The organism is Enterobacter sp. Sphag1F (genome assembly GCF_014193275.1).
GTDB lineage: Bacteria > Pseudomonadota > Gammaproteobacteria > Enterobacterales > Enterobacteriaceae > Pantoea > Pantoea symbiotica.
On sequence record NZ_JACHZD010000004.1, the window covers coordinates 144,779 to 168,413 of the forward strand.

Below are 23,635 nucleotides of genomic sequence, written 5' to 3' on the forward strand. Positions count from 1 at the left end.
TAACCGTTTGAGACAAGTCTTGGACGGCTGAAAACCTGCCTTCTGTCAGAATTTTCCCAATTCAAACAGGTGCAACGGTGGGCAATGTGCTCACCGTTTTTTGTCAGGTTTACAGGAGTCGGGAAATGGTCGACCAGAAGCAGGATGCTGTGGAGCAGGATGCGCGTTCTGTTGCTCGTATTGAAACCACGGTAGATGACACGTTATTAAAAAGCGTGGCTTGGATCTGCAAACACTACAAACGCGAGAAAAGTGAAGAAGCGCTGGTGGCAGGGTTGCCAAAAGCGACATTGCTCTCCCCATCACAAGCCATGACAGCGCTAGAGAATGCCGGTATCACAGGCGGCATGGTCGAGCGTCGTCTACAGGATCTTCCAGAACAGTTAATGCCGATGATTCTGCTGCGCAAAGAGGGCGGCGGTTGCATTGTTCTGTCACGTCGAATTCATACCAATGAGGAGAACCAACGCGAGTTGCGCTTCCAACTGGTGATGCCAGAAGTCAGCGCGGCCGCAGTCGAGATGAGCCTGGCAGAACTCAATGAGATCTACGCCGGCTTTGCTGTTATGACGAAGCCCACGGCGATCATTGATGAGCGCGCCAGTGAAATGCTGCCGGAAGTTAAGGGCCATTGGCTATTTAGCACGTTGTGGCGTTATCGCCGTTATTACCGCAGCGCCGCAATTGCAGCGGTATTGATCAACGTCCTCGGTCTTTCCAGCATCTTCTTTACCATGAACGTTTATGACCGCGTGGTACCGAACCAGGCCTTCGTGACGCTGTGGTCGTTGGCGATTGGCGTCACCATTGCGATGATCTTCGAAGCCGTCACCCGTTTTGTACGTGCGCATCTGCTGGATATGGCCGGTAAAAAAGCCGATTTAGTGCTCGGCAGTATGCTGTTCCGCCAGGCGCTTTCCATCCAGATGGAGCATAAACCGGCTTCCTCCGGTACCTTCGCCAACCAGATTCGTGAGTATGAATCGGTGCGTGACTTCGTGGCGTCCGCCACGCTGGCGGCGATTTCCGATCTGCCCTTCATTCTGATGTTTGTCGGCGTGATCTTCTTTATCAGCGGTCCGCTGGCGATCATTCCACTCATGATGATCCCGCTGATCATCATCGTCAGTGCGGCGATCCAGTGGCCACTGGCACGTATCATGAAAGAGAATTTGCGTGACGCTTCACTGAAACAAGGCGTGCTGATCGAGTCGGTTGAAGGAATGGAAACGCTGAAAGCAGTTGGCGGCGAAGCGCACATGCAGCGCCGCTGGGAAAACTTCAGCGCACTGCAATCGGCTAACTCAATGAAATCCAAACGTTACTCAACGCTGGCAACCGGCGTGGTGACGTTCCTGCAGCAGTTCCAAACGGTGATGTTGGTGGTTGCCGGTGTTTATCTGATCAACGAAGGCACCTTTACCATGGGTGCGATGATCGCCACCGTGATGTTAGCCAGCCGCGCCACCGGCCCACTCGGTCAGGTTATTGGTCTGGCGGTACGTTATCAGCAGGCAAAAGCAGCATTAACCTCACTTAACAAGCTGATGGAGATGCCTGTCGATCGTGATAGCAGCAAAACCTATCTCACCGATCCTCCGCTGAGTGGCGAGATCACGCTGACCAACGTCAACTTCTCCTATCCAGCACCACCAATGAAGCCGAACCCGGAGATTCTCAAAGATATCTCGTTGAGCATCAAAGCTGGAGAACGCATAGCGATTCTCGGCCGCATCGGTAGCGGTAAATCCACCTTATTACGTGTGATGGCGCGTCTCTACCAGCCGGTGAAGGGCCAGCTTTCAGCCGATGGTCTGGATGTAAACCAGATTGATCCTGCGGACTGGCGCAAGGCTGTTGGCTTTGTCGGGCAGGATGCGCGCCTGTTCTACGGCACGCTGCGCGAGAACGTCATGATTGGGCGTCCAGACGCTACCGCTAATGAGCTGCTGCGCGTGCTGAATCTCACCGGTTTGGATCATGTCGCCGCACGTCATCCAAGCGGGATCAATTTAACGGTCGGCGAGGGCGGTGAAGGCTTGTCCGGCGGTCAGCGCCAGTTGGTTTCTCTGGCGAGAACACTGTTAACGCGTCCCAAAGTACTGCTGATGGATGAGCCAACCAGCGCCATGGATAGCATGACGGAAAATCAGTTCCTCGCGCACTTACGTCGTGCCAGTGAAGGACATACGTTAATTGTCGTGACGCATCGCCCATCCATTCTGGCGCTGGTTGATCGCATCATCGTAGTGGAAGAAGGAAAAGTGGTCGCGGACGGTCCTAAAGAGCAGGTTCTGGCGGCGCTGGAAGGAAAAAATAAAGCGCGCCAACAACCGCGTCAGGCGGTTGAACCGGCGGTACGTGAGCCAGCTCCCGCTAACGATGCTTCGGCGGTGCCAATGCCAGCGGAAGCAGCAGCAGAGGAGGCTGCAGTATGAGCAAGTTAATGCCATGGCGTAAGAGCGCGAAAGGGATGTCCGCCGCTGATGCCGAATTTATGAATGACGTGCAGGCTTCTCTGTTGTCACAAACCACGCCCGGTTCCAAGCTGGTGATGTGGATCATCATTGCAGTGTTAGGCGTGGGCATTACGTGGGCCAACTACGCGCGGGTGGAAGAGATCACCAAAGGCGATGGCAAGGTCATTTCACGCAGTCGTGAACAGGTCATTCAAAGCCTGGAGGGCGGCATTCTGGCGGAAATGAATGTGCGTGAAGGTACGGTGGTGGATCGCGGTGATGTGCTGCTGAAAATTGACCCGACGCGCGCGCAATCCAGCTATCGCGAAGTCCTGAGCAAAGTGGTGGGTCTGAAGGGGAGTATTGCGCGCCTTCGTGCTGAAGCCTATTCACTACCACTGGCGTTTGATGAGCAGGTGAAGAGCGATCCAGCTGTGGTGGCGCAGGAAACCAAAGCCTATGAATCGCGTAAACGTGCGTTAAGTGACAGCATTAACTCATTGCAACGTAGTTACGCACTTTCGATGCGTGAGATTCATCTGGCTGAGCCATTAGCGGCCAAAGGTCTGTTGTCGGAAGTCGAACTACTGCGCATGCAGCGTCAGGCAAATGACATCCAGGCGCAAATCGTCGAACGCCGTAACCGCTATCAATCTGATGCTCACACCGAGCTGGGCCGCCTGGAATTAGAACTAAGCCAGGTGAGCGAGAACCTTATTGGTCGTGCCGATATCGTTGATCGCACCACGATTGTGGCGCCGGTGCGCGGTACGGTGAAGAACGTGCGCGTGAATACCATTGGCGGGGTTATTCAGCCTGGTGAGCACATCCTCGAAATCGTTCCTCTGGAAGAGCAGTTGCTGGTGGAAGGGAAAATCCGTCCGTCGGATGTCGCCTTCCTGCGTCCTGGTTTGCCTGCGAAGGTGAAAATCACTGCCTATGACTTTGCTATTTACGGCGGACTTGATGGGCACGTGGAGTACATCAGTCCGGACACGTTGAAAGACGATCAAAAAGCGGCCAGTGGACGCCCGGATGATACCTACTATCGCGTACTCATCCTGACGGATAAGAGCACGCTGCACGCGGGTAACAAAGATCTGCCAATCATTCCCGGCATGATCGCCACCGTCGAGGTGCGCACGGGTGAGAAAACCATTCTCGATTACCTGCTGAAGCCGGTCCTGAAAGCCAAAGAAGCATTCCGCGAGCGTTAATAATCATGAAAAATAATAACAAGATGCGCCATGCACAGGCGCGTCATTTCTCTCTGCTTGCCGTTTGTGTTGCGGTGGTGATGGCACCTGCTGTCAACGTAATGGCTGATTCCACCAGTGAGTTGATGATGTTTGCGGAAATGAGTGGTCAACGTCCAGTGGCTCCGGCTCCAGCGCCGGTGCGAACTCAGCCTTTGCCGGTTCCTGTGGCACCAGCGTCTGCTCCACCGGCACCTGCTGTAAACGTTGCGCGACCAGTTATCACTACGCCAGCGCAGCAGCCGATCTTCGCTGAAAGGCAGATACCTGCGGCCGCTATTACTCAGCCGGTTCAGCCGTCAGCTGCGCCAATCGCACCGGCTGCGATAGCTGAAGCTCCGCAACAGCTTAAGGCCGTCGAACGTGCGGCAACGATCAGCGCCAACCCGAGCCAGCCGGCTGAAATTCAGGGTGGCGGTTTCCTGACTGAGGAACAGCGTCGTCCCGAGCCAAAGCCGTTCAATCCGCTGCAACCGGCGCGGAACGTGAGTCAGCCTCAACCTGCGCAAACCTCGACTTATGCTCCAGTGGAAAGCCCACAGGCAAATATCAATTTTGTAAGCACGCCTTCAGCCGATGCTGCAGTGACTTCCCCGGTGACGATGAGCGGTGGGGCTAATGAAACGGTTGCCGAGAGTGAAATTCGTCAAAAGTTTCTCTCAGCCGCGCGCATTACCTGGCGTATTAGCCCCTCGCTGAAGTCCTACATCGCTCAGGGTGATGCGGCTGAAGCCAGCGTAGATGAAGCAAAAGGCCAGCGCTGGCCGCAGGTTGATGTCAGCGCCGCATCCGCCACCAAAGAGTTTGGTAGTGGCACGAAGAATTATGAATACCAAGGGAATACGCCATCATTAGGTGTTTCAGTGGCGACCAACCTTATCGACTTTGGCCAAACCAGTCGCACCATTGAAAGTCGTGAAGAGCGTGTGACTTCTGCGCTGCAATCAGTGCAGGCACAGCGTGAAGATTTGGCGATGCAGGTAAGTAATGCGTTGATTGAGTGGAATAAACAGCAGCATGTCATTGCCATCAGCAAACAATATCTGGCGCGTATGGCAGAACTGACTAAAATGCTCAGCGGCATTGTTCAGTCAGATACCGGACGTCGCAGTGAACTGACGCAGGCAAAAGGGCGCTTGCTGCAAGCGCAAAGCTATCTGGAAAACGCCGAATCGCGCGCACGTGATGTAGAAATCACCCTGAATCGCCTGATGGGCAACAGCCGCGTGACTTTACCAGCCAGCGATAAGTGGGCACTTTCCTTTGGCGATTTAAATCGCCAGCTGACTAGCCTTGACGTGCATCCATTGATCTTGCGCGCCAGCGCCGAAGAGCGAGCGGCCTTCAAAGAGGCGGAGGCGATCAAAGCTTCTGGTCTGCCAAAGCTTAACTGGACAGTTAGCAAAAACACCCGTGAAGATCAGCTCGGGCGCCAGCAGGCATGGCAAACCGGCCTCAACGTGAGCTGGGGCTTATTCCGCGGCGGTTCAACCAATGCACAGGAAATTGCGGCGATTAAGCGTGCCGAAGCGAGCCGCCAGCAGGTGCAGGAGCAGCGCCGCGATCTGGAAAACCGTGTACGCGCTGCCAGCCAGAATGCACACTCAACAGCGGAACGCGCCGTGCTGTACAAAAACCTGATTGTGGAATCCGACCGTATTCGTAAGGACTTCTTTGATCAGTGGTATCACTTAGGCCGCCGTTCATTGCTGGACGTATTGAGTGCAGAAAGCGATCTGTACAACAACCAGGTTAGTGAAGTCAGCAACCGTTTTGATAGCTATGCCGCCATTATCAGCGGATATGCTAACTCCGGCACGCTAAGTCGTTGGTTAACGACCGGACGTTAAACTGGCAAATAAACCCGCTTCGGCGGGTTTCTTGTCCTTAACCCAACGTAAACGAACGGGCTTTTTGAGTTGGCAACGCGGCGCAAACCACTTTAGAATCGCGGCGAATTTTTACCCAAGAGGAGAACGGCATTGGACACTTGTCCCACACGATTACAGCAGGACCTCGCGGTAAGATAGCTTTCACGCTGTCTTAACTGCGCGTTAAGACGGTGCATTTCCTTCCAGAATCACCCCTTTTCATAAGCACAATGCAGCTGATTCCCAGCGGTATTCGCACTGTCTGTAATCCATTTTTTAACCTGTTGTTCCGCAAATAAAGAGCTGCGGAGTGAGGTCTATCATGGATTGGAAAATCTTTTTACTGCGCGTCACAGTCGCGCTGGTTTTGGGGGCGCTGATTGGTAGTGAGCGCCAGTTACGTCAACGCATGACCGGATTGCGCACCAATGCGCTGGTCAGCACCGGCGCTTGTCTGTTCGTTCTGATGACACAAAGCGTGCCAGGTATCGCCACCGATGCGTCGCGCGTTGCGGCCTATGTGGTATCCGGTATCGGTTTCCTCGGCGGAGGTGTGATCATGCGTGATGGCTTAAACATCCGCGGATTGAATACCGCCGCCACCTTGTGGTGCACCGCCGCCATTGGCGTGCTGTGCAGCATGGGATTGCTGTTGGAGGCGACGATCGGCTGCATGGTGATCTTGTGCGCGAATATTCTGCTGCGTGAATTGGCTTTGGGAATTAACCGTCAAACCATCGTCTCAGCCGCCGAAGCGATACAACACTACAAAGTACAAATCATCTGCCTCGCGCAGGATGAAGTTCAGGTTCGCAGCTTGATGCTGCACACGCTCGGCGGCAGCGGCTTACGCCTGCAATCACTGCACAGTGAAGACATGGATCCGCCGCATCGCATGGAAGTGAATGCCGAGGTGATTTGCAATCCATCATTAACCGATCAGCTTGAAAGCCTGGTGAGCCGTATTAGCCTGGAGAAAGGGGTGAGTTCGGTAAGATGGCAGGTGAGTGAGTTGGAGCGTGATTAGTCTTTTGGCAAACGTGACGCCATTTAATCGCCACTTTGAATGAAGAAGAAAAAAGCCATCTTGAGAGAGGTGGCTTAATTATATGAATTTATTCGCTAAATTTGGTGGCCCCTGCTGGGTTTGAACCAGCGACCAAGCGATTATGAGTCCCAATTCGAAGCGAGTGAAATCAGTAGCTTACTGATTTTTATATTTTCTTTAGGCCGAATAGTGATGAAAAGTGGCACATAGCGTTGCGCTCTGCTGCCACTTTGCTGCCATTTATGGGGCAGCATTTGGAGACAAATCTACAAATCCAAAAAATCAGGCTTATTCAGATAGTTTATTTTTGATGAAATCGACAAGATAACTTACGCTGTCGGGGCACATCATAGCTAGGTTAATGCAACATCTATCCAGCATTTCAGATTCATTCACACCAAGTAATAATGCAGCTTCGTAGAATTCTTTGTGTTTTTCTGAGCCTGCGCCACGATTTAGTGCCGCTGTAGTAACATCAGGTTCCCCGTTTACCAGTATTGAAAGATTATTTACATATTCTAAATTTTTATTAATAACCCATTTTTCGGGCCACTCATCGCCGGGCATGTAGTTTATATTTTCTGAGAACCACTGCGTGAAGTCTTCGTGGTTCTTTTCTAGCATAGAATGAGCACATTTCAGGTTGTCTCTATACAATCTTTTTTGATCGCCATCGAAAATTGTTATTACTTTATTTTTCATCCCTCTTTGAAAAATAGCGGCCATTTGACGTGCCAATGAACTGGCTGAGCCAATTACTTCAATTTGTAATCTTGAACGTATATTGCTAGGAAGGATGTTTGATAAAAGTTTTGCTGCAACTACATCCTCTACCAAGACATCGAGTTCTTGAGAGTTTTCTGAGCTTAACTTACCAAATGCATATTCTGGTGATATTTCAGTATTGATTATTGTTTTGGAATTTATATTTTCAATGTAGACTCGAGCATCATCAGGAATACACCCAAAAATTATGTCTGAATGAGTGGTGAATATAATTTGTAGTTTTCTTTTATGAGAGGCTGACTTTAATCTTTCAATAAGCTTAACCTGTGCTTCAGCATGAAGGCCTAACTCTATCTCATCAACAATTATTAATGCTCCGGGTTTGGCTGAATATAATATCGAGAAAATTTCGAAGAGCGCGTTTTCCCCGGCTCCCATATTGAATCCAGATATTGTTTTACCTTCGTAAGTTACAATTGGCAGCCTATATCTTGAGTGTGAAACAAATTTAAAATCATCATATTTTTTGTTGAGAATATAACCTACATTTTCTCTTATTTCATTTTCACAGCCTAGCTCATCACCATTAAATATAAATAGTTTGGCATAACTCTTAGATTGACTTTTTTCACTATGGGGAACTATTCGCTCAATTCCTAAGAAGATTACTTGACGTTCCACTCTCTTGTCATAATTGTTCCATTTACCTCCTTTCTTTTTAGAACGTAGTTGTCTGCCAATTCCTTTTCCTGTGGGTACTGTTTTAGAAGGTTTCCAATTGTTGTGGGCAATATAATATCCTATTGCTATTCCTTCTTGTGGAACTTCGTCAGAATGTTGAATGAAAAAATCCGCAAAAGTATAATAAGGTTTTCTCTTTCCAGACATAATATGCTTATCTTCATCACTATGATAAGCACAAGCAATCATAGCTAACAAAGTCGATTTCCCAGAGCCATTTCTTCCGGCAATCGCTAATAATGGATAATCTATTTTAATTTCAAATGAAGACAAGGAACGAAGTCGGCCATGTTCGAGAGCTACTTTTCTTAATAGAGCGTGCTCTAATGAATTTGAAAACCATTTCCTTAAACTTAAATCTGTTTGACTTTCTCTATATTTCATTTTTACCTCAATTTAATTTCTTATAATATTTTACTGGAATTTATTGAAGGGGATTAATGAGTGGAGTTGTTAAAATTTTTATTTTCATTATTAACCTATCCTATCAAGAGGGTTAAGTAACATAGCTTCTGATAAATGATCTGGAGAAAAATGTGCATATCGCATCGTTACCTTAATATCCGTGTGCCCCAAAATTCGCTGAAGTACAAGGATATTGCCGCCGTTCATCATGAAGTGAGACGCGAAGGTGTGGCGCAAAACATGTGTAAGCTGCCCAGCAGGTGTCTCGATGCCAGCGCGTTGCATGGCCTTCCTAAAGGCCGAATAACATGGTTTAAAGAGCACCTGCGCTTTCCTGCTGGATGGCAGTTCAGACTGTAATTTTTCAGTTATCGGCACCGCGCGGTTTTTCTTGCCTTTAGTTTTCATATATATGATCTGACCGGCGCGGATTTGATTACCCTTCAAGCCTTCAGCCTCACTCCATCGTGCGCCAGTTGCCAGGCAAATTTTCACAATGGTAGTCAGGTCTTTGGATCGGCTGTTCTCACATTCGGCGAGAAGGGTTCTGATTTCTTCGATGGTGAGATACGCCATCTCCGATTCACTGATTTTAAACTCTCGCACGTTTTCTAACGGGTTTGGTGCGGTCCATTCATCTAACCGGCGCAGCTCGTTAAACATCGCCCTGAAATACGCTAATTCTAAATTGACCGTGCGAGGCGTAACTGTCTTCACTCGAGTGGAGCGTGTGATCTTTCCGCTTAAACGCTGCTCGCGATATGACGCAAAAATTTTCGCGTTAAACTCGGTTGCGAGTGGATTTCCCATCGCCTCGCAGGCGAACGCCATTGTGGCTCGTCGCTTCTCACCATCCGCCAACGTAATGCCATGCGTGTTGAACCATAATTCAACCAGTTCAATTACCCGCCGCTTATCCGCTTTTTCACCCAGCCAGGGCTTATCTTGAGCCTGCTCTTTTACGAACTTCTCATAGGATTGCGCTTCGCCCTTCGTCGCAAACTGGCGGCGAATCCTTTTGCCATCACGGCCGTTTGGGAAAACCTGCGCCTGCCATTTCCCGTTGGGTAATTTGTTTATCGCCATTCCATGCCTTAAAGGTATTCGGTTCGGGTGATCACTTTGCCTAAAACTACGATGTCACTTGATTGGCATTCAAATGACGATTTCCCATTCTCGACACGTATTCTTCCACCGGGAAAACGTACCAGTTCTCGAATGCTGACTAACTTATCAATTTCGATAAGCCATAACCCATCGACGATCTCGCCTTCATAGGAATCAACCAAATAAGTGCTTCTGTCTGAGTTGATCACAAACGGGGCGTTCAAGCCTTCGGGTAGTGATGCTTTATCCAGAATGAAATCATCCATGTCCTCTAAAATCCCATTTGAGATTTTTTTATGTGTCGCAATCACAACACGGGATTCCTCTACTTCCATAAAGCGTGCACCTTTACCTGTAGTAAGCCAGGTTAGCGATGCTCCTGTTTCCATATGGCAGATGATCACCCAGTCAGCGGGGAAGGTATCGCGGGCTGAACGATTGGCTAGCGTGCTTTGCGAAACGCCCAAATGGGTGCATAGCGCCTGACGGCTGCTGAATCCGTACGCTTCAACTAAGCGAAGAATCGCGTCTTTGCCGCCCCGGTTACTTTCTACCGCTTCACGAACCACTTTCGCATTATGGCGATTTGTGTTTTCTTTCGTTGACATGTCCGTTTTGTGATCCTATTCTTCGGTCTGTGATGAGATGAATAGCGTTTAATAGTGATATCTAATACCTAAACCGAGGAATACTGCATCATGACCCGTAAACTTTCAATGCGCCCATCAATCAATCTCGTGATTTCAGAACCGTACATTACCGTAGAGGAGTTCTGTCGCCGCACGGGTTACAAGAAAGGCACTGTTCGCCAGATGTACCGCGAAAACCGCCTACCTATAAGGAATAAGGATGGGGTCAACGGCCTCATCGAAATCAACATGCTTGCCCTAATTATCGAAGCAGCAGCCGGTCATGAAATCACAATGCAGGCTTGATGCATCCATATTGGGATAACGTGAGGTATTAAGCATGTTTGATTTCAGTGTCTCCACACAAAGCCATTTTGATGAAGCGTGCCGCGCGTTTTCCGCAAAGCACAACATCATCCAGCTGGCTAAAAAAGCGGGGCTTAATCCGCAAACCATCCGTAACAAGCTAAACCCGGATCAGGTCCATCAGCTTACCGTTCGTGAAATGCTGATCCTGACCGACCTGACGGAAGACTCAACGCTGGTTGATGGCGCATTGGCTCAACTGCAATGCCTGCCATGCGTGCCTGTAAACGAAATTGCGCAGGAGAATTTACCGGCTTATGTCCTCAAAGCTACCGCCGAAGTCGGGCTGTTGGCTGCTGGCGTTGTGAGTCAGAAGAAATTTACCTCGGCCTGTAAGCGTGGATTTGTGCAGAACGTTAATGCCGGCATTCGTTGCCTGACGTTAGCTGCGATAGCCGTTCAAACGCGCGTGCATTCAAACCCTGCAATGGCTGGTACTGCAGATGTGTTAAGCGGGATCGGGGCATCGATAGGGGTTGTTTAATTATGGCGTTTTCAGTGGCGCCGCTTCTAAAACGGCAAAGCCCTTCACACGCATTCGGCCACGGCTGGATTGCAGCTGAAAATGGCAGGCGCTGGCACCCGGCATACTCTCAAGCCGAATTGCTGGCAGGTTTAACTGGCAACAGGAAAAAAGCGACATGGCTTACAAAGCTGAGAGCATCACTGTTCAAATGAGCGCTGGGCAGCGAGTTAGCGCGCTTAATCATATTGCCGCACTTCGCAACATGATGTACGGCGATTGCGGTAATGAGCTAAAGCGGTTCATCAGTGAAATGCGTAATACTCGTGATCCACAGTACGAACAAAATAATCGAGCGATGAGCGCCATTTTCTTTTTGGCAAACATCAATAAAGAACGTCACAACGTTGAATACAGTGAATTGACGAGTGACGAAATTACCGCGCTGATAGGTGCAATGAATCACTTTCGCGCAGTCGTGAGTTTATTTCCTAAGAAGCTAACGCTTCCAAATTAATTAACCCGAAAAAATAAATGGCGTAAACCCGCCGGGCATTTTTTTGCCCAAATTCTGGAGAAAGTTAAATGCGAAATATTGAAACCCGAAATTTTGAAGCCGATGCAGAAGTGCTAAACGCGATGCTGAGTAAGGCCAAAAGTGAGCAGCGATCAGATGATGCGTTGGCCGTATCCGTTCGCCTGGCAGCATTGGCGATTCATGCAAGAAACAAAGAAATGTCAGCTGCTGAAATTATCGAACTGCTAGATAAAGAGTCCGCACGCTTCGAGAACCAATCACGGGAGCTGCACTAATGGCCGACTCAATGGATCTGGTTCAGCAGCGCGTCCAGGAAGAATTGGCGCGCAACCTGGCAACGGCTATTCACCGTCCTGCAGGTGCGAGTGAGTTTTTCTGCCTGTCATGCGATGAAGCTATCCCAGAAGCGCGTCGCCGTGCGTTGCCAGGGGTCGAGCTGTGCGTTACCTGCAAAGAGATTAGCGAACTGAAAAGCGTGCATTACAAAGGGGCCGCGCTTTGAGAGTTCAGGTTGATGATCGCTATGCAGTGCGCGCGCTGAAATCCAATGAGCCGGGCAAGCCGCAACAGTTAGTGCTGGAGAAATTCAGCTGGCTTGAGATTGATGGCGTCCGTCAGCGCGTGCCGCAAACCATGGCCGTATATGAGTCGGCAGTGCTCCTCATGCGCGATTTGGCTGCTGATGTCATTGGTCGCCATGTTTTGCACGGCCAGATGAAAACAACTGCGGCCTTTGTGGCGGAAACTCGCCGCATTGCTGAATTGGTCGAGGCTGCAGTGCAAGAGCTGTCTGAACTTCAGGCCGCGCATGTCTGAAAGCCTTCCTGATCTCCTTACTGGTGAACATCACGTCGTAAATCAGCAGCGGCGTGAAGTCTTTGGCATGTCCGCTCCGGCGGATATGTCCCTTTCTGAGCGCCGTCTCTGGAATGTGAATCCAGAGGACCACAACTGGCGCAGCCAGTATCTGCAAAACATGCCGGACTATCTGGCCGGTTACTTTGCCGATCGCTACAGCAAAATCCTCTCAGCAAATAATGGCCGCCGTCGGGCCAATGCGTTTCTGCGCCAGACTATCGGCCAGAATGTATTGCCACGCCTGCAGCTAGTTCGCAGTCGCTATCGTCTTGATGAAGCCGCTCAACATGAACTGCCGTTCATAAAGCAGCTTGATCGTCTGCCTACGCTTGACCGGCAGGACGTGCGCGATCTGGCTTATAAAGTCGCATCCTATCTTTCGCTCAGCCTGGCTGAGTTTGTTGATAAAACCTCAATGCCTCAGGAAGCGGACGAGCAGACCATAACCTGCATTGCTTATCGCTACGTTGCTGAGCTTGCAGCATTGACCGGCACGCAACCGCCATATTGGGCGGAGTTTAAAGCCTGCAAAGGTGAATTGAGTCTACGCAAGGCGCAATCCGGTTTGTTACGCATGATGGCACCAGAGTGGTGGCGCGGCCGTCTTAAGCAGATGCGCGATCTCCAGCGCGAGCACATGGCAATCGCTGTAGGGCAGGTGCAAAAATCAGCTTCACCTTACGTTTCACGCGGCACACTGGCGGAATGGGTCGAGCAGAAGAAACGCAATCGCGAGTTCTTCAAAAGATACGACCTGATGAACAAAGAAACCGGTGATCGTGTCGCGATGGATGAGATGGTCAACCGCAGCACCGCGAACCCGGCCATGCGCCGCCGCGAGCTGATGACCAGAATGCGTGGCTTTGAAGACATCGCCAACGAAAGCGGCTGCGTAGGGGACTTTTATACGATCACCGCGCCGTCGCGTTATCACTCTGTTTACAGCCAGGGTGGTTTCATTACTAAATGGAACGGCTCAAGCCCGCGCGATACGCAGCGCTATCTCTGCCGCGTTTGGGCGCGCATCCGCGCCGCACTGTCACGCGAAGAAATCCATGTTTTCGGTTTCCGCGTTGTTGAGCCTCATCACGACGGCACGCCACACTGGCACATGCTGCTGTTTATGCTGCCGGAACATCGCGAGCGTGTGCAGCAGATCATGCGTGAGCATGCTAGCAAAGAAGACGCTGACGAACTGAGCACGCCGCAGGCGCGCAAAGCGCGTTTCCACGCTGAGCCTATCGATCCTACCAAAGGCAGCGCCACGGGTTACATCGCTAAATACATCTCCAAAAATATTGACGGCTTCGCAATGGACGGCGAAAAGGATGATGAAACCGGCTCAAACATGCGTGATATGGCGAAAGCCGTTTGCGCGTGGGCGTCACGCTGGCGCATCCGCCAGTTTCAGCAGATTGGCGGCGCGCCGGTCACTGTTTGGCGCGAGTTGCGCCGTCTCGGCGATACGCGCCTACCAAACGAGAAGATGGACGCTGTGCTGGCGTCTGCTTCCGTTGCCAGCTGCTGGGCGTCTTACACCATGGCGCAGGGTGGCCCGCTGGTCGCACGTGATGACTTGGTGATCCGCCTTTGCTACGAGATTACCGAAATGGGCAACGAATACGCGGAGGACGTGCAGCGCGTTCAAGGCATCTATTCGCCTCACTATCAAGATTCTGAAGTATTCACGCGTCTGGTGAAGTGGGAAGCCGTTGCTAAATTAGCCGACGCGTCAGCGGAGGCTGGTCCTTCTGGCGGCATCGCCGCCCCTTGGAGTTCTGTCAATAACTGTACGGGGCCGGAGCGCCGGCGGTTAGAGCTGGAACTAAAAGCCCGTGGTTTTGAGGGGCATGAGGAGGAAATTAGCCTTCTTTCCCGAGGATGCAGCATAAATTCAGGCGCGCGAATGCGGCTGTTTTACCGAAACGGCAGACTCCAGGAACAAAAGATAACCATCTGATTAATCCAGAGGATTTCTCACGGAAGGTAAAAAAACATTTCACATTTCGAAACTCATAATATACTGTACGTATAACCAGTTGTTCATTGTGCGGAGGGAATATGCAGGATTATTTTTTGGAGTCGATGAAGCTCCAGCGTATTGATTTATTTATGAAACTTGTTGCTGCTAGTGATTGCACGGATGACGAGAAGCAGCTTGCCATTCAGTGGGTCTCTGAACTGACCGATGAGCTGATGCGGAAAGTCAGAAGCCACGAATATTCGCGCATGATGCACGCTTCAGATTAGTTTTTTCAGATGTCACGCGTAGCAAGATGTGATCGGATGGAAGCTACATATCACACCGGGATGCTTACGCAAGATGAGTCCGAACATAACGAGAGTTGCGAGGCGTTAGGCCATGGCTAAAAGTCCCGAAAAATTCCAGATCGTTTACCGAGGTGAGGTGCTCACTTACTACAAGCCTGGTGAATGGGTGTTTTTCCAACGGCCGAAAGAATGTGGCGGGGGTTACTGGCTCGGTAAAACCTACGACTTCGTTTTCATGCTTGAGATTCCATATCCCATTTCTTTACGGCAGGGCATGGATTTTCTGAATGAAACAGAAGGAATTGGCATCCACAAAGCCGCTTCTGTGGATGACTTCAAGCTGGAGTGAAGAGTGCATGACTATGCCGCATGAATTCGCATGATCCGAAAAGGATCGCTTTACCCTCGGCCCGCCAGTTCTGGCGGGCTTTCGTTTATGTCATGCAGGTGCATGAAAACCGCATCATAAAGCGGGCAGGCGTGGCGGGGGTACGAGCGCGCGCTGATGGGCTACAAAGGACTGTTATGTAATAAATTCCAAAAAATAGGGAATTGATAAATATAAGAAATTGTGAGATGTTTTTTAAAAACTGTTTAAGGATTAAACATATGTCATCTCAGTCCACATCTATCAAAAAGAAAATTGATTCTGGTAATGAGCGTTTGGCTTCACTCTTAGAGGACGTAGTAAGGGGTAGCATAAAAATCCCTGCTTTCCAAAGAGAGTATGTTTGGACAGATGAGCAGATATTGGGATTGATTGATTCAATATATTCTGGCTATCCAGTAGGATCGTTACTTTTATGGACAACTAAAGTTCCTTTAAAATTTGAAAGAAATGTTGGAGGGTTTGATTTACCTGAAATAAAGGAGGATTACCCTGTAAACTATATTTTAGACGGGCAGCAAAGGCTTACAACATTATTTGGGGTTTTTAATTCCGATAAACCAACAAAAAATAAAGAATTAGCTTCAAGATTTAATGTGCATTATGTTCCTCAAGACGATAAATTTTATCATGTATATACAAAGCCACATGATTTAAAAAGCATACCATTGAATAGTATACTTGAAACGACAAAGTTAATTTCGTACTTGAGTGATTTTGATGAGGGTGATAGAAATAAAATAACCAATCTGGTTGATAGGTTCAAAGATTATGATTTTCCGGTGGTTACAATTAAAGAACGTACCAATCAAGAGGTATGTCGTATCTTTCAAAGGATTAATTCATCAGGAACAAGTCTTAGTACTATTGAACTTTTAACGGCTTGGACATGGTCCGAAGAGTTTAATCTACGTATCGAAATTAATGAGATAAATGATTATTTAGCTAGTAAGGGTTTTAGGCATGCTGATGAGACATTGCTCATGCGATGCCTTACATCAATAGTAAATAAAGAAATTGATTCTGACACTTTGATAAATAATGATCCTGCGACTTTGGCTTCGTCAGTAAACTTATTGCGTGAAGGTATTGTTAAAGCAGTAGATTTTTTAGAGAAAGATTTAAAAATACAGAACTCTGTGTTTTTGCCATTCCCTATCATGCTCGTACCATTAGTTTATTTCTTTTCTAAGGAGGATCGGCCAACGGGATATCAATATAATTCAATAAAACGTTGGTTTTGGTGCTGTGCATTTTCTCAAAGATATAAAGCTGGCACAAATGCATTCGTAATGGAAGATATTTTGGAAATGGATAAGATCTTATCTATAAGAGATAAATATATCCAGTTCCCAATGAAAATAGAGGCTGATTTTTTCCGTAAATCATGGCGTATAAATTCCTCTGCTGCAAAATCAACAATATGTTTGTTAGCACAGTTGAATCCTAGAAGCTTCATTACAGGTAAATGCGTAGATTTAGGAACAGCTCTATCAGCTTATAACGCAAGACAGTTCCACCATATTTATCCTAAATCATTCTTGAGCAAGATTGGTATAGGATTTCACGAGTCAAATATTATTGCTAATATTGCATTTCTCACAGCTCAGGATAATAATAAAATTTCTGACGAAGATCCGGCCAACTATTTCCCTAATGTTAACTCTGCAGAAAGGATAGCTATATTTAACTCGGCGTTAATTGATGAGGAGTTATGGAACGGTGACAAATCCTTTAAAGAGTTTATTGATGTAAGAGAGAAAAGCTTAGTTAAAATGGCTCATAAAGCGATGATGGGCAATCTTTGAGTTAATTTTAATCTTAACTGTGATTTTTATGATGGAGAACTATCGCTGGTTTTCCATTAATACTATTCAATTGCCAAATAAATCTCCATGAGGTGTTATGTGAATAAGGGGGACCTACAAGATGAATACAATAAATCCATCGGTGCTATTGATGACTTCAGGAAAAATTTATCTGACCAGTTAACAAAATTAATTTTCGAGTCAGGTGTTCCATTGGGCATTAATCTTGAGTCAAGGGTTAAAGAATGGGGTTCTATTGCCGAAAAGGTCGATAGAAAAGAGCTAAACCTGAAGACAGTGCATGATTTGACCGACTTGATTGGATTCAGGATAATTTTACTTTTTAAAAGGGATCTGGATGTAATATCTAATTTAATCAAGGAGAATTTGAATGTTATTAGCGAGGATGATAAATTAGAATCTCTAGACGATAATAAGTTCGGCTATCAATCAAGGCATTATATTGTAAAAATCCCCAAGTCATGGCTCAAGGTTCCGTCGTTTGTTTCGTGTAAAGATTATAAGGCTGAAATTCAAGTTAGAACTTTGTCTCAGCATATTTGGGCGGCAACATCTCATAAGTTACAATATAAGAATGAAGAAAACATTCCCGTTCAATTAAGACGAGCTATAAATAGAGCTTCAGCAATGTTGGAGCTTGTTGATCTCGAATTTGAAAGAATCCTTATAGAAAGAGATGGTTATTTCGATATTCTGAATCAGAAATCAAATGATAATCTTACTCAAGATGAACACTTGAATATTGATAGCCTTAGGTTTATAGCATCGAGGTATCTTCCTATTGAGAATTTATCGGGCATTGAACCTTATGATGAGCTTATGAGTGAATTAACTTCAAATGGAATCCTTAAGGTTGATCAACTTGTTGACATTATTAAAAGTACAGAAGAATTCTGGATAAATGAAGAACGAACTCGAGTTGCAAAAGTTAGTAATGAGTCAGCTAAATCGTGGTGGACAAAAGGAAAGGGTGAGGATGATACTGAAGCGAGGATTAAACGCGGAGTATTCTACACTCATGTTGGTTTGATAAGACATGCTGTTGAGCACTATCTTGAAGGAATTGGTAAACAATATATTCGTTTAACTTAGAAATTTAAAAAGAGGCCATTTTATTTGGCCTCATAATTCTAAATAAGTGCATAAGTTTGAAATGAAATTACATCTTCGCCTAACCAGTGATTTAGTGTTTGGAGCTGCTTTTGTATCGGAATTAATTCATTACGCACGAATACACGACTTGCTTTTTCGATATCACCAAACCCTCCGGTATTATTAGGCATGATCCCCATCATCTGCGGCGGCACACGGTGCGCGGCCATCATGTCGTCACGGCTCACGTTTTTGATATTCAGAAACTCATCCTTAGCCGCCACCTCTGACAGCGGGATGATCTGAATCCCGTCCTTCTTCCCGTTCGGTGAGTACATAAACAGGTTGCGGAAGTTGCCCGGCCCCTTGGCGCTTTTCATTGCCTGGCGGATATTGTTTACGTCTTCCTGATTTTGCGCGGCGTCGGTCATATACATGATGAAACCGGCGTGGCTGCCGTTCAGGTAGTATTTGCGGCGGAACAGCGTAGCCGACTCGTTTAGCAGGGTGGACGGGATTGCCGAAAGATACTCCGGCAGGCCGTAAACCTCCTGATTTAAATCCGGCTCCATCAGGTGAAACACGCTGCCTTTAGTAAACTCGTAGGGCTGCGTGTTCATACCGTACTGCACAAACCAGTAGGTGTCTAAATCCGTGCCGCGTCGCGTGAATTTTGCCAGTGCCGGCTCAAGCGCCAGCACGCCGCCGAGCCTGTTGGTGCGCTTCTCAAGATAGGCGTTGCCGAACACCAGATAGTCCTGCACAAAACGGCTGAACGCCTGCTGACTCAGCAGCGGGTGAGGGATGAAGGTGCTGGTAAGAATGTTGCGCTTCACGTTGATAGGCGAGCTGTGATGCACGGCGGCGCGGAACGTGCGCGCCAGCCCGTCAAAGCTCACCGGCGGTTCATACCACTTATCCATCACCACGCATTCCACGTAGTCCAGCAGCTCGCGGCGGTCCAGCACCGGCACCGGGTCGCCAAAGGTGAACGCTTCCGCCGCCGGGCCGCCGGTCATCTGTTGCTGCTGCACGGGCTGCATGCGCGTGCTGTTCCTGCGTTTGCTCATTTAAAAAATCTCCATAATGTTGCCGGTGTGGGCGGCTTCGCCCTGTAGCGGTTCGTTTGCCAGCGCGTGCATGGTCGCCCACGCCAGATCGGCGTGGCTTGCTTCTTCGCTGCGGCTGGCTTCGTAGGTCGGGCGGTTGCCGCTGGCCGTGGTGGCGCGGCGGATTGCCATGAATGACTGCGCAATGTCGAGGTGTCCTGCGTCGAACTCCAGACGCCCGCTGCTGATGATGTCGAACGCCTTCAGCACCAGGGCGTTTTTCACGTTCGGGTTATAAACAAACTCCTTCACCGCCGGATAAAACATCTTCACGTTCTCGTACACGCCGAGGCCGACGCCGGTGGAGTCGATGCCGATATAGGTCACGTTGTACTGCTGCGTCAGTTTTTTGATGGACTCGGCCTGCGCGCGGAAGTCCATGCCGCGCCACTGGTGACGCTCCAGAATGCGGAACTTACCGCCCGGCACGGCAGGCGGTGCAATCACCACGCACCCGGCGCTGTCGCCGTTCTGCGTTCCTTTCGCCGGGTCGTAACCGATCCACACTTCGCGCCACCCGAACGGGCGCAGCGCCAGCGCTTCGAAGTCGGCCCAGATTTCCCAGCTGTCCACCATGCACTTCTGCAGCAGCTGCAGCGGGAACACGGACGCCAGATCGTCCACAAATTCGCACATCAGCAGGTTCTGGTATTCCGGCGGGCTGTATTCGAGTCGCAGCTGGTCGAGGTCAAACAGGTTACAGCCGCCGCGCACGGCGTCCTCAACGGTGACAATCTGGCGGAACTGGCCGTCATCGCAGAAGCGGCCCGGCGACAGGTTCATGTGCGACAGGTCGATGTCCACGCGGTCCGCTTTGGCGCGGCCCCGGTTGAACAGGCCGCCGGACCAGAACGGATAGGCGCTGTGCGTGAGGCTGGACGGGGTGGAAAAATAGGTCTGGCGCCACTTCTTGTGCAGCGCCATGCCGGACGCCACTTTGCGCAGCTCCTGAAATTTCGGGATCCAGAAGTATTCATCCAGGTACAGATTGCCGTGATAGCTCTGCGCGGTGCGGGCGTTGGTGCCGAGGAAGTACAGGCATGCGCCGTTGCTGAGCGTCATCGGATCGCCTTTCAGCTCGACCTCCACCTCTTTAGCAAACTCAATGATGTACTGCTTGAAAACGTGCGCCTGCGCCTTACTGGCTGACAGGAAAATCTGGTTGCGTCCGGTGGTCAGCGCATCCAGCAGCGCCTCGCGCGCAAAATAATAGGTGGCGCCAATCTGGCGCGACTTCAGCACGTTGCGGATGCGGTGCTTGTTGCCCGCGTCCCACCACTGGCGCTGGTAGCCGAACATGGAACCGTGGAAAATCTCCTGTAATTTCTCCACCTGCTCGTCGGTAAACACGTTCTTTTCAGGCGGCTTGCGCGGCCCGCTGTTGCGGTTCGCCACGTTCGGATTGAGATCCGCCTCGTTGCCGCCGTTGCTGAACTTGCCGATGCGGGCATGGCGCTCGGACTGACGCGCCAGCAGGTCAATTTCCTTGAAGTCTCTCCCTTCTTTTGTCTCCTTCATGATCAGCTGGCAGTAGCGCGCGGCGGTGGTCAGCTGCATCTGGTCAAGCGGGCCATAGTCGCCCCACTTGTCGCGCTTCTTCCAGCTGTGAATGGTTGCGGGTTTCTCTCCCAGCATTTCAGCAATGCGGGCGATACGGTATCCCTGAAAGTACAGCAGCATGGCCTGCCTGCGGGGATCGAGGTCTACGGGGGCGAGTGTCGTTGTCATGGCCCCAAAATACGGCCCCGCCGATCCCTTTTCTGCCGTCCCTCATTGTGTGGCTGCCCGCACAACGTGCCCGCGTTGTTTCGACCCCCTCTGAACCGCAAACATAAGGCTTCAAAGCGATTTACCCAACGGAGCCTGACCTATGGCAGTTAAAGCAAAGCGTTTTCGTATCGGGGTGGAAGGCGCCACCACGGACGGACGCGAAATTTCCCGCGAATGGCTGGTGCAGATGGCCGCCGCCTACAACCCGGCGGTTTACACCGCGACCATCAATCTGGAACACATCAAATCGTACTCGCCGGACAGCACCTTTAACCGTTACGGCACGGTAAGCGCGCTGGGCACCGAGGAGATCACCGACGGCCCGCTGACCGGAAAGCTGGCGCTGTATGCCGACATCCTGCCGACGGAATCCCTCGTGGAGCTGGTGAAAAAGGGCCAGAAGCTTTTCACCTCAATGGAAGTCAGCACCAAGTTTGCCGACACCGGCAAAGCCTATCTGGTTGGCCTGGCTGCCACCGACGACCCGGCAAGCCTCGGCACCGAAATGCTGGCCTTCAGCGTGAAAGCCGAGCTGAACCCGCTGGCGAACCGCAAGCTGCACCCGGAAAACCTGTTCACCGCCGCCACCGAAACCGTGATCGAGCTGGAAGTGGTGGAGGACAAGCCCGCGCTGTTTGCCCGCATCACCGCGCTGTTCGGTAAAAAGCAGCTGTCCGATGATGCCCGCTTTTCTGACGTGCAGCAGGCGGTGGAGCTTATTGCTACCGAACAGCAGGACTACAGCACCCGCACCGACAAGGCGCTGAATGAACAGGCGGAACGCCTGAGCAAGCTGGAAACCGAACTGGAAACGCAGCTGGCCGACCTGAAAGGGCAGAAGGCTGATTTTGCCGAACTGAAGGAGCTACTGGGCCGCGAAGACAGCCGCACCGATTTCCGCCAGCGCGCACCGGGTGGCAACGCGCCAGCCGAACACCTGACCAACTGCTAAAGGAGCAGCACACCCCATGAAAAAATTAACCCGTTTTGCCTTCAACGCCTTTCTGGTGCAGCTGGCACGAATCTATAAGGTCGAACAGGCCGAGCTGTCCGGAAAATTCAGCGTGGAGCCGTCCGTTGCGCAGACGCTGGAAGACACCATTCAGCAGTCCACCGCCTTTCTTACGCTGATTAACGTCATTGGCGTGGCCGATCAGTCGGGCCAGCTGCTGGGCCTCGGCGTCGGCAGCACCATTGCAGGCACGACTGACACCACCGCCAAAGACCGCGAGCCGTCCGACCCCACCGCGATGTCGGATATTGAGTACAAGTGTGAGCAGACCAACTTTGACACGGCGATCACCTACGCGAAGCTGGACCTGTGGGCGAAGTTCCAGGACTTCCAGACCCGCATCCGTGACGCCATCGTCAAGCGTCAGGCGCTGGACCGCATCATGATTGGTTTCAACGGCACCGAGCGCGCGAAAACGTCCAGCCGTACCGCGAATCCGCTGCTGCAGGACGTGAACAAGGGCTGGCTGCAGAAGGTGCGCGAAGATGCGCCGGACAACGTGCTGGGCAGCGTGACCAAAGACGGAGAAACCACCGCCGAGCCGGTGAAGGTGGGCAAGGGCGGCGTATATGCCAACCTCGACGCGCTGGTGATGGATGCGGTTAACGAGCTGATTGATCCAATTTTCCAGGACGACGACGAACTGGTGGTCATCTGTGGCCGCGAGCTGCTGGCGGACAAGTATTTCCCGCTGGTTAACAGCGAGCAGGACAACACCAACAAGCTGGCTGCCGATCTCATCATCAGCCAGAAACGCATGGGCGGCCTGCAGGCGGTGCGCGCGCCGTACTTCCCGGCTAATGCGGTGCTGATCACCCGCCTCGATAACCTGTCGATTTACTGGCAGGAAGAATCCCGCCGCCGCTCACTCATCGACAACCCGAAACGGGACCGTATCGAAAACTTTGAATCGGTCAATGAGGCCTACGTGGTTGAGGACTACCGCTGCGCCGCGCTGGTTGAAAACATCACCATTGGTGACTTCTCAGCAAACGCTGGCGCGGGAGCGTAATCAATGAGCCTGAGTCCCGCACGGCAGCACCGCCAGCGCGTCCAGGCTGAACAGGCCGCCCGTCAGGGCGGCAGTGTTCGCCACGCCAGCGGCTATGAGCTGATGCTGATGCAGCTTGGCGAAGACCGCCGTCGCCTCAAGGGCATTCAGTCCACCGTGAAGAAGGCCGAAATCAAGGTGGAAGTCCTGCCGAAATACGTGCCGTGGGTGGACGGCGTGCTGGCCGCCGACGGCGCGCAGCAGGACGACGTGCTGATGTACGTGATGCTGTGGCGCGTTGATGCCGGTGATTATGCCGGGGCGCTCGCGATTGGCCGTCACGCCATCCGCCACGGCTGGTCGATGCCGCAGGGCTTTAACCGCAACGTGCAGACGCTGCTGGCCGAGGAGATGGCCGACGCCGCCAAAAACGCCCTTGTGGCAAAAGCCGACTTTGACCCCGACCTGCTGATGCAGACGCTCGACGTGATCGGCGATCTGGACATGCCCGATCAGTCGCGCGCCCGCCTGCATAAGTCGCTCGGCTGGGTGCTGCGTGAAAGCCAGCCGGTTTCCGCGCTGAACCATCTGCAGCAGGCCATGCAGCTCGACGAGCGCTGCGGGGTGAAAAAAGACATTGAGCAGCTGGAGCGGAAAATCCGCAACGCCAGCTGATAACCGGACGTGCCCACGCGCGGGGCGGCAC

At 50.7% G+C, this 23,635-nt stretch carries 24 protein-coding genes; 19 read left to right on the plus strand and 5 right to left on the minus strand.

Translation table 11 applies throughout. The features are described 5' to 3' along the window. The first annotated feature begins 125 nt into the window (after nucleotides 1-125). The 4 genes from FHW71_RS14190 (at nucleotide 126) to FHW71_RS14205 (ending at nucleotide 6,613) form a co-directional block, all read left to right on the plus strand. Nucleotides 126-2,438: a type I secretion system permease/ATPase gene (locus FHW71_RS14190; RefSeq protein ID WP_008103452.1), complete on the plus strand. Its 2,313-nt coding sequence runs from the start codon at nucleotides 126-128 to the stop codon at nucleotides 2,436-2,438. Beyond that, nucleotides 2,435-3,676 (plus strand): HlyD family type I secretion periplasmic adaptor subunit, encoded by a 1,242-nt coding sequence (locus FHW71_RS14195; RefSeq protein ID WP_008103450.1) that lies wholly within the window; start codon nucleotides 2,435-2,437, stop codon nucleotides 3,674-3,676. Before FHW71_RS14190 ends, FHW71_RS14195 begins: the two co-directional genes overlap by 4 nt. Before the next feature lie 5 nt (nucleotides 3,677-3,681). Further along, on the plus strand, nucleotides 3,682-5,565 hold the full coding sequence (locus tag FHW71_RS14200) for a TolC family protein (protein ID WP_179452078.1): 1,884 nt from the start codon (nucleotides 3,682-3,684) through the stop codon (nucleotides 5,563-5,565). 343 nt (nucleotides 5,566-5,908) lie between these two features. Next, nucleotides 5,909-6,613 (plus strand): MgtC/SapB family protein, encoded by a 705-nt coding sequence (locus tag FHW71_RS14205; RefSeq protein WP_061720373.1) that lies wholly within the window; start codon nucleotides 5,909-5,911, stop codon nucleotides 6,611-6,613. Nucleotides 6,614-6,922: 309 nt separating this feature from the next. On the opposite strand, the gene FHW71_RS14210 is transcribed toward FHW71_RS14205, so the two are convergent. The 3 genes from FHW71_RS14210 to FHW71_RS14220 form a co-directional block, all read right to left on the minus strand. Then, complete coding sequence (locus FHW71_RS14210; RefSeq protein WP_179452079.1) at nucleotides 6,923-8,485, minus strand: AAA family ATPase; 1,563 nt, start codon at nucleotides 8,483-8,485, stop codon at nucleotides 6,923-6,925. Nucleotides 8,486-8,575: 90 nt separating this feature from the next. Beyond that, nucleotides 8,576-9,592, minus strand: coding sequence for a tyrosine-type recombinase/integrase (locus tag FHW71_RS14215; RefSeq protein WP_179452080.1), 1,017 nt, complete (start codon nucleotides 9,590-9,592; stop codon nucleotides 8,576-8,578). A gap of 8 nt (nucleotides 9,593-9,600) precedes the next feature. Continuing rightward, on the minus strand, nucleotides 9,601-10,221 hold the full coding sequence (locus tag FHW71_RS14220) for a phage repressor protein CI (RefSeq protein ID WP_179452081.1): 621 nt from the start codon (nucleotides 10,219-10,221) through the stop codon (nucleotides 9,601-9,603). A gap of 90 nt (nucleotides 10,222-10,311) precedes the next feature. On the opposite strand from FHW71_RS14220, the gene FHW71_RS14225 reads away from it, so the two are divergent. From FHW71_RS14225 to FHW71_RS14280, 12 genes are all read left to right on the plus strand, one after another. Next, on the plus strand, nucleotides 10,312-10,548 hold the full coding sequence (locus FHW71_RS14225; RefSeq protein ID WP_061720369.1) for a hypothetical protein: 237 nt from the start codon (nucleotides 10,312-10,314) through the stop codon (nucleotides 10,546-10,548). A gap of 34 nt (nucleotides 10,549-10,582) precedes the next feature. Next, nucleotides 10,583-11,092 carry a phage regulatory CII family protein gene (locus FHW71_RS14230; protein WP_179452082.1) on the plus strand — a complete coding sequence of 170 codons (510 nt, stop codon included), beginning with the start codon at nucleotides 10,583-10,585 and terminating at the stop codon, nucleotides 11,090-11,092. A gap of 2 nt (nucleotides 11,093-11,094) precedes the next feature. Continuing rightward, nucleotides 11,095-11,286 carry a phage filamentation protein Fil family protein gene (locus tag FHW71_RS14235; protein ID WP_179452083.1) on the plus strand — a complete coding sequence of 64 codons (192 nt, stop codon included), beginning with the start codon at nucleotides 11,095-11,097 and terminating at the stop codon, nucleotides 11,284-11,286. Beyond that, complete coding sequence (locus FHW71_RS14240; RefSeq protein WP_179452084.1) at nucleotides 11,250-11,588, plus strand: DUF5347 family protein; 339 nt, start codon at nucleotides 11,250-11,252, stop codon at nucleotides 11,586-11,588. Before FHW71_RS14235 ends, FHW71_RS14240 begins: the two co-directional genes overlap by 37 nt. A gap of 68 nt (nucleotides 11,589-11,656) precedes the next feature. Beyond that, entirely contained in the window at nucleotides 11,657-11,884 is a 228-nt protein-coding gene (locus FHW71_RS14245) for a DUF2732 family protein (RefSeq protein WP_009127567.1), read from the plus strand. Continuing rightward, nucleotides 11,884-12,111 carry a TraR/DksA family transcriptional regulator gene (locus FHW71_RS14250; RefSeq protein WP_179452085.1) on the plus strand — a complete coding sequence of 76 codons (228 nt, stop codon included), beginning with the start codon at nucleotides 11,884-11,886 and terminating at the stop codon, nucleotides 12,109-12,111. The genes FHW71_RS14245 and FHW71_RS14250 overlap by 1 nt, the downstream gene beginning before the upstream one ends. Then, the gene (locus FHW71_RS14255) at nucleotides 12,108-12,425 is read left to right on the plus strand and encodes a DUF5405 family protein (protein WP_179452086.1); all 318 of its coding nucleotides are present in this window, start codon (nucleotides 12,108-12,110) and stop codon (nucleotides 12,423-12,425) included. Before FHW71_RS14250 ends, FHW71_RS14255 begins: the two co-directional genes overlap by 4 nt. Further along, a complete protein-coding gene (locus FHW71_RS14260; RefSeq protein WP_179452087.1) occupies nucleotides 12,418-14,427 on the plus strand; it encodes a replication endonuclease in 2,010 nt (669 codons plus the stop codon). The genes FHW71_RS14255 and FHW71_RS14260 overlap by 8 nt, the downstream gene beginning before the upstream one ends. Before the next feature lie 101 nt (nucleotides 14,428-14,528). Further along, nucleotides 14,529-14,717: a hypothetical protein gene (locus tag FHW71_RS14265; protein ID WP_049850574.1), complete on the plus strand. Its 189-nt coding sequence runs from the start codon at nucleotides 14,529-14,531 to the stop codon at nucleotides 14,715-14,717. 112 nt (nucleotides 14,718-14,829) lie between these two features. Next, nucleotides 14,830-15,087, plus strand: coding sequence for a hypothetical protein (locus FHW71_RS14270; RefSeq protein ID WP_179452088.1), 258 nt, complete (start codon nucleotides 14,830-14,832; stop codon nucleotides 15,085-15,087). A 260-nt stretch (nucleotides 15,088-15,347) separates the two neighbouring features. Next, entirely contained in the window at nucleotides 15,348-16,934 is a 1,587-nt protein-coding gene (locus tag FHW71_RS14275) for a DUF262 domain-containing protein (protein WP_179452089.1), read from the plus strand. A gap of 99 nt (nucleotides 16,935-17,033) precedes the next feature. After that, nucleotides 17,034-18,047, plus strand: a complete 1,014-nt coding sequence (locus FHW71_RS14280; RefSeq protein WP_179452090.1) for a hypothetical protein — start codon at nucleotides 17,034-17,036, stop codon at nucleotides 18,045-18,047. Between the two features lie 38 nt (nucleotides 18,048-18,085). Here FHW71_RS14280 and FHW71_RS14285 read toward each other — a convergent pair whose 3' ends face one another. Next, the gene (locus FHW71_RS14285; protein ID WP_179452091.1) at nucleotides 18,086-19,117 is read right to left on the minus strand and encodes a phage portal protein; all 1,032 of its coding nucleotides are present in this window, start codon (nucleotides 19,115-19,117) and stop codon (nucleotides 18,086-18,088) included. Beyond that, entirely contained in the window at nucleotides 19,118-20,884 is a 1,767-nt protein-coding gene (locus tag FHW71_RS14290) for a terminase ATPase subunit family protein (RefSeq protein ID WP_179452092.1), read from the minus strand. It abuts the gene before it with no gap. Nucleotides 20,885-21,026: 142 nt separating this feature from the next. Between FHW71_RS14290 and FHW71_RS14295 the strand changes: the two genes are divergently transcribed. From FHW71_RS14295 to FHW71_RS14305, 3 genes are read left to right on the plus strand one after another with little or no spacing between them, the layout of a single operon-like run. Further along, a complete protein-coding gene (locus tag FHW71_RS14295; RefSeq protein WP_179452093.1) occupies nucleotides 21,027-21,878 on the plus strand; it encodes a GPO family capsid scaffolding protein in 852 nt (283 codons plus the stop codon). Between the two features lie 16 nt (nucleotides 21,879-21,894). Further along, a complete protein-coding gene (locus FHW71_RS14300; RefSeq protein ID WP_179452094.1) occupies nucleotides 21,895-22,950 on the plus strand; it encodes a phage major capsid protein, P2 family in 1,056 nt (351 codons plus the stop codon). A 3-nt stretch (nucleotides 22,951-22,953) separates the two neighbouring features. After that, nucleotides 22,954-23,604 carry a terminase endonuclease subunit gene (locus tag FHW71_RS14305; protein ID WP_179452095.1) on the plus strand — a complete coding sequence of 217 codons (651 nt, stop codon included), beginning with the start codon at nucleotides 22,954-22,956 and terminating at the stop codon, nucleotides 23,602-23,604. Nucleotides 23,605-23,635: the final 31 nt, after the last annotated feature.

Bases quoted from the DNA above. Each gene is read 5' to 3' on its own strand.
- FHW71_RS14290 (WP_179452092.1), bottom strand. From the start codon at position 20,884: ATGACAACGACACTCGCCCCCGTAGACCTCGATCCCCGCAGGCAGGCC.
- FHW71_RS14210 (WP_179452079.1), bottom strand. From the start codon at position 8,485: ATGAAATATAGAGAAAGTCAAACAGATTTAAGTTTAAGGAAATGGTTT.
- FHW71_RS14260 (WP_179452087.1), top strand. From the start codon at position 12,418: ATGTCTGAAAGCCTTCCTGATCTCCTTACTGGTGAACATCACGTCGTA.
- FHW71_RS14215 (WP_179452080.1), bottom strand. From the start codon at position 9,592: ATGGCGATAAACAAATTACCCAACGGGAAATGGCAGGCGCAGGTTTTC.
- FHW71_RS14245 (WP_009127567.1), top strand. From the start codon at position 11,657: ATGCGAAATATTGAAACCCGAAATTTTGAAGCCGATGCAGAAGTGCTA.
- FHW71_RS14305 (WP_179452095.1), top strand. From the start codon at position 22,954: ATGAGCCTGAGTCCCGCACGGCAGCACCGCCAGCGCGTCCAGGCTGAA.
- FHW71_RS14230 (WP_179452082.1), top strand. From the start codon at position 10,583: ATGTTTGATTTCAGTGTCTCCACACAAAGCCATTTTGATGAAGCGTGC.
- FHW71_RS14270 (WP_179452088.1), top strand. From the start codon at position 14,830: ATGGCTAAAAGTCCCGAAAAATTCCAGATCGTTTACCGAGGTGAGGTG.
- FHW71_RS14275 (WP_179452089.1), top strand. From the start codon at position 15,348: ATGTCATCTCAGTCCACATCTATCAAAAAGAAAATTGATTCTGGTAAT.
- FHW71_RS14235 (WP_179452083.1), top strand. From the start codon at position 11,095: ATGGCGTTTTCAGTGGCGCCGCTTCTAAAACGGCAAAGCCCTTCACAC.
- FHW71_RS14250 (WP_179452085.1), top strand. From the start codon at position 11,884: ATGGCCGACTCAATGGATCTGGTTCAGCAGCGCGTCCAGGAAGAATTG.
- FHW71_RS14300 (WP_179452094.1), top strand. From the start codon at position 21,895: ATGAAAAAATTAACCCGTTTTGCCTTCAACGCCTTTCTGGTGCAGCTG.
- FHW71_RS14265 (WP_049850574.1), top strand. From the start codon at position 14,529: ATGCAGGATTATTTTTTGGAGTCGATGAAGCTCCAGCGTATTGATTTA.
- FHW71_RS14190 (WP_008103452.1), top strand. From the start codon at position 126: ATGGTCGACCAGAAGCAGGATGCTGTGGAGCAGGATGCGCGTTCTGTT.
- FHW71_RS14220 (WP_179452081.1), bottom strand. From the start codon at position 10,221: ATGTCAACGAAAGAAAACACAAATCGCCATAATGCGAAAGTGGTTCGT.
- FHW71_RS14195 (WP_008103450.1), top strand. From the start codon at position 2,435: ATGAGCAAGTTAATGCCATGGCGTAAGAGCGCGAAAGGGATGTCCGCC.
- FHW71_RS14285 (WP_179452091.1), bottom strand. From the start codon at position 19,117: ATGAGCAAACGCAGGAACAGCACGCGCATGCAGCCCGTGCAGCAGCAA.
- FHW71_RS14295 (WP_179452093.1), top strand. From the start codon at position 21,027: ATGGCAGTTAAAGCAAAGCGTTTTCGTATCGGGGTGGAAGGCGCCACC.
- FHW71_RS14225 (WP_061720369.1), top strand. From the start codon at position 10,312: ATGACCCGTAAACTTTCAATGCGCCCATCAATCAATCTCGTGATTTCA.
- FHW71_RS14200 (WP_179452078.1), top strand. From the start codon at position 3,682: ATGAAAAATAATAACAAGATGCGCCATGCACAGGCGCGTCATTTCTCT.
- FHW71_RS14205 (WP_061720373.1), top strand. From the start codon at position 5,909: ATGGATTGGAAAATCTTTTTACTGCGCGTCACAGTCGCGCTGGTTTTG.
- FHW71_RS14240 (WP_179452084.1), top strand. From the start codon at position 11,250: ATGGCTTACAAAGCTGAGAGCATCACTGTTCAAATGAGCGCTGGGCAG.